The 3,747-nt window shown below is 37.9% G+C and carries 5 protein-coding genes; 2 read left to right on the plus strand and 3 right to left on the minus strand.

Going from position 1 to position 3,747, the window contains the following annotated elements; translation table 11 throughout:
• Window positions 1–37: 37 nt before the first annotated feature.
• A complete protein-coding gene (locus tag Q0017_RS13460) occupies window positions 38–211 on the minus strand; it encodes a MerR family DNA-binding transcriptional regulator (protein WP_298147862.1) in 174 nt (57 codons plus the stop codon).
• A 73-nt stretch (window positions 212–284) separates the two neighbouring features.
• On the opposite strand from Q0017_RS13460, the gene Q0017_RS13465 reads away from it, so the two are divergent.
• Complete coding sequence (locus Q0017_RS13465) at window positions 285–902, plus strand: cation transporter (protein ID WP_298147865.1); 618 nt, start codon at window positions 285–287, stop codon at window positions 900–902.
• Window positions 903–973: 71 nt separating this feature from the next.
• Here Q0017_RS13465 and Q0017_RS13470 read toward each other — a convergent pair whose 3' ends face one another.
• Window positions 974–1,753 (minus strand): ferredoxin--NADP reductase, encoded by a 780-nt coding sequence (locus Q0017_RS13470; RefSeq protein ID WP_297422939.1) that lies wholly within the window; start codon window positions 1,751–1,753, stop codon window positions 974–976.
• A 102-nt stretch (window positions 1,754–1,855) separates the two neighbouring features.
• On the opposite strand from Q0017_RS13470, the gene tsaA reads away from it, so the two are divergent.
• Window positions 1,856–2,590, plus strand: coding sequence for a tRNA (N6-threonylcarbamoyladenosine(37)-N6)-methyltransferase TrmO (gene tsaA, locus Q0017_RS13475; RefSeq protein ID WP_298147869.1), 735 nt, complete (start codon window positions 1,856–1,858; stop codon window positions 2,588–2,590).
• A gap of 10 nt (window positions 2,591–2,600) precedes the next feature.
• On the opposite strand, the gene Q0017_RS13480 is transcribed toward tsaA, so the two are convergent.
• The gene (locus Q0017_RS13480) at window positions 2,601–3,617 is read right to left on the minus strand and encodes a hypothetical protein (RefSeq protein WP_298147872.1); all 1,017 of its coding nucleotides are present in this window, start codon (window positions 3,615–3,617) and stop codon (window positions 2,601–2,603) included.
• Window positions 3,618–3,747: the final 130 nt, after the last annotated feature.

Genomic DNA, 3,747 nt, shown 5'->3' on the forward strand with positions numbered 1-3,747 from the left:
ATCATTAAATCTAGTTAAATTTTCATATTTCATGGGACTAGTATAAACAATTTTTTACTTTCGCAAGAGGTCTAATCTGTTCATTATAATAACGATAGCCGTTATCGCCGCGTAACGGTGGTTGAATTAAGCCTTTTTTTTCATAAAAGCGTAGCGTATCGCGACTCAGTTGGGTGAGTTGAGCGACCTGTGAAATAAGATAACGTCTCATGCTGCTTGACCTTGGAGTTGCTCTAAGCTTTTTAATGAATTTAAATTTAAGCGAAAAGTTCTAGGAGCACAATATGGCGTGTCAATGTCGTCCTCCCTCTGCCCCTCAACAGCCAGATTCAAAATTTCGTTCTGCGCTTTGGATTGCGTTGGTGATTAATCTTGCCATGTTTGTGGTGGAATTAATTGGTGGGGCATATGCCAACTCAGCAGCATTATGGGCAGATGCTTTAGATTTCTTTGGAGATGCTGTCAATTATGCAATTTCATTGGCCGTATTAGGCGCAAGTTTATATTGGCGTTCGACTGTAGCTTTAATTAAAGGTATCACTATGCTTGTATTTGCTTTGGTGGTATTGGCGAAGGTGGCCTATGCTTATACGCTTGGTATTGCGCCTGAAGCGATCACGATGGGTCTGATTGGTATTTTAGCTTTAATTGCCAATGTCGTAACAGCGCTTATTTTATATGCCTACCGTGATGGAGATGCCAATATGAAATCAGTTTGGTTGTGTAGTCGTAATGATGCGATTGGTAATGTGGCGGTGATTTTAGCAGCTGTTGGGGTGTTTGGTACCGGTCAATTATGGCCTGATCTGATCGTGGCATTAATTATGGCAAGTTTAGGTCTAAGCGCAGGCTATGCTGTAATTAAGCAGGCTTTACAAGAACGTAAAATTGAGCACCCATAATTAAAAGTTAGCATATGTTCAATCAAAAAACCGAAGCTTAAGCTTCGGTTTTTTTGAGTTAAAAAATAAACTTATTTTTCAACAAAAGCGCGTTCAATCACGTAGTCGCCTAATACGCCCATACGTGGTGACTCTTTTAAACCATGTTGGTCAAGCAAAGCTGCCACATCATCTAAGAATGCCGGTGAACCACAGAGCATGGCACGGTCAGTTTCTGGATTAAAACGTGGTAAACCGATTTTTTCAAACAGTTGACCTGTTTCAATGGCAGTAGTCACACGACCTTGGGTATGGAACTCTTCACGCGTAACCGTTGGGTAGTAAACCAATTTTTCTTTCGCGCCCAATTCACCAAAGAATTCGTGGTTTGGAATTTCGTTTTCAATTAAATCTTGATACGCCAATTCTGAAATGAAACGTGTACCATGAACCACGATAATTTTTTCAAAACGCTCGTAAGTTTCTGGGTCACGAATAGTCGACAAGAATGGTGCAAGACCTGTACCTGATGACAGTAGGTATAAATTTTTACCCGGATTTAAGTCATCTAGTACCAACGTACCTGTTGGTTTTTTAGAAACTAAAATATCATCGCCCACTTTTACTTTTTGTAAAATAGAAGTTAATGGACCATCTGGCACTTTAATGGAGAAGAATTCAAGCTCTTCTTCATAGTTCGCGCTGGCAATTGAGTATGCACGCATTAAAGGCTTGCCATTGACTTCAAGGCCGATCATCACAAACTGACCATTTTTAAAACGTAGAGCTTGGTCACGAGTGGTTTTGAAAGAAAATAAAGTATCATTCCAGTGGTGGACATGAGTAATCTTTTCGACGTTAAAAGCAGCCATTAAAGGTCTCAATAAATTATCAAATTAGAACAGGTTGCTATTCTAATCTAAAATCATTCTCGATAAACTGAATATATTTAATTGAGCTTATCAGAAAAAGTGATGACAACGACTTTAACGCTGCCAATTATTGGTTATATGCGTTCGCCTTACCAAGAAAAATTTGGCATTCCACGCCAACCTAATTTGGTTGAAATTGAATCTTATATTGAAATGCAAGGTGTGTATAACGATTTAAATGCTTTTCAAGGCATTGAGGAATTTAGTCATTTATGGCTGATTTGGCAATTCCATGATAATAAAAATCAACAAGATAGCGATAAATTCCGTCCTCAAGTGCGTCCACCACGTTTAGGCGGAAACCAAAAAATTGGCGTGTTTGCTACACGTAGTATGTATCGCCCAGCCCCGATTGGTTTGTCGGTGGTAAAACTTAAAAAAGTGCAAAAGGTGGGTAAACAGGTACGGGTGTATGTGGTGGGCAGTGATTTATTAAATGGTACTCCAATTGTAGATATTAAGCCTTATATTCAATATTCTGATGCAGTAATGGAGGCAAAAAGTGCTTATGCACAAGATCAACCCAAACGTAAAGAGGTGGTTTGGTTGCAAAATGCACAAATTTCACGTGATGAATTACTCGAAAAAGGGATTTTGAATATACAAATCTGTCAAGAGTTAGAACAAGTCTTAGCGCTTGACCCACGTCCCGCTTATCAAGATGACCCAACGCGTATTTATGGATTGGCATTTGCTGATTTTAATGTACGTTTTAGTGTGGATGACACTCAGGTTTTGATTCAAGCATTAGATGAAAAAGATCAGGTCGGAACCTGATCTTGGCTGCTTAATTCAGGTGTACCTGTTGATCGATGGCTTGACTGGCAATCGGATTAAACAAGGCACATTCGGTTTTTAAGCCAGATAGATAATGGGTTTCTATGAGGGCTTCTGGGCTATTTGCACCGTATTCTTTAATGGCTTCATTTAAATCAGCTTGATAATCTTGCATATCTTTGTTTAATTGATAAGTTGTACCTTGCGCATAATATGAGCCATATTTTACGACGTTGTCTGATGTTGTGAAATATGCTTCATAATCGTATGCATAAGGTGAATAGCGATCATGTGCAATAGCAACTTGATAACCTCCCAATGTGGTTTTACGGAAAGATTCATTTTCTAATTCATCAAAACCTAACCATGCAGTTCCATAGCTTTGAATATAGTTTTTATTGCTTGAGCTAGACTCATGTTTTAAACATGTTGCTCCTTGAGGAAAGGTTTTGCCTTTGAATTGTTGATAATATCGTTGAGGAAATTGACCTACGTAAGGCGTTAAGTTGGCATCTTGTCCTGTGAGATAACTATAACCATCAATATACAGCCCCATTTCTTTGTTACTTAAGTCAACTACTGTAAAGTTTTCGGTGAGCTTTAAACCTTGAAGATTATTTTGAGAAGCAGGGGTAAGAACCCATTGATTGGCTTTTTGCGACACTAAATTTGCAAAGACGTAGCCTTGAGGAGTTTTTTCAGTAGCAAGGCGATATAAGCCTTCATCTGTTAAATATTCTGATACGATAGAAACAAAATTATTAACATCTTCAAAGTCATCTATAGTTTGATTGTTGGCTAAATAATCTACATTAAAATAAATGGTATTGCCTGCAATATTTAAACTGATTTTCTCTAATACATTATCGCTGTCTATCAAATATGAAGAATCATACATAGACCATTGTTTTTCTAGTGCTGTATTTGGAGATGGTTGAGAAGAGCTTGAGTCACTTGAGCCTCCGCCACCACATGCAGTTAAAATCATGGCACTTGCAAGTGCTAAAGTTAAGCTTTTAAATTTCATATTACCCTCTGAGTGTGTTTATTTTTTATGATCTAGCTGATGTAGACCTTGGGTATATTAGACCTCTTGCGAAAGTAAAAAATTGTTTATACTAGTCCCATGAAATATGAAAATTTAACTAGATTTAATG

Origin of the sequence: uncultured Acinetobacter sp. (assembly GCF_947624825.1) — a bacterium.
Lineage (GTDB): Bacteria > Pseudomonadota > Gammaproteobacteria > Pseudomonadales > Moraxellaceae > Acinetobacter.

Coding starts and splice junctions, on each gene's coding strand:
- Q0017_RS13465 (WP_298147865.1), top strand. CDS start 285: ATGGCGTGTCAATGTCGTCCTCCCTCTGCCCCTCAACAGCCAGATTCA.
- Q0017_RS13470 (WP_297422939.1), bottom strand. CDS start 1,753: ATGGCTGCTTTTAACGTCGAAAAGATTACTCATGTCCACCACTGGAAT.
- Q0017_RS13480 (WP_298147872.1), bottom strand. CDS start 3,617: ATGAAATTTAAAAGCTTAACTTTAGCACTTGCAAGTGCCATGATTTTA.
- Q0017_RS13460 (WP_298147862.1), bottom strand. CDS start 211: ATGAGACGTTATCTTATTTCACAGGTCGCTCAACTCACCCAACTGAGT.
- tsaA (WP_298147869.1), top strand. CDS start 1,856: ATGACAACGACTTTAACGCTGCCAATTATTGGTTATATGCGTTCGCCT.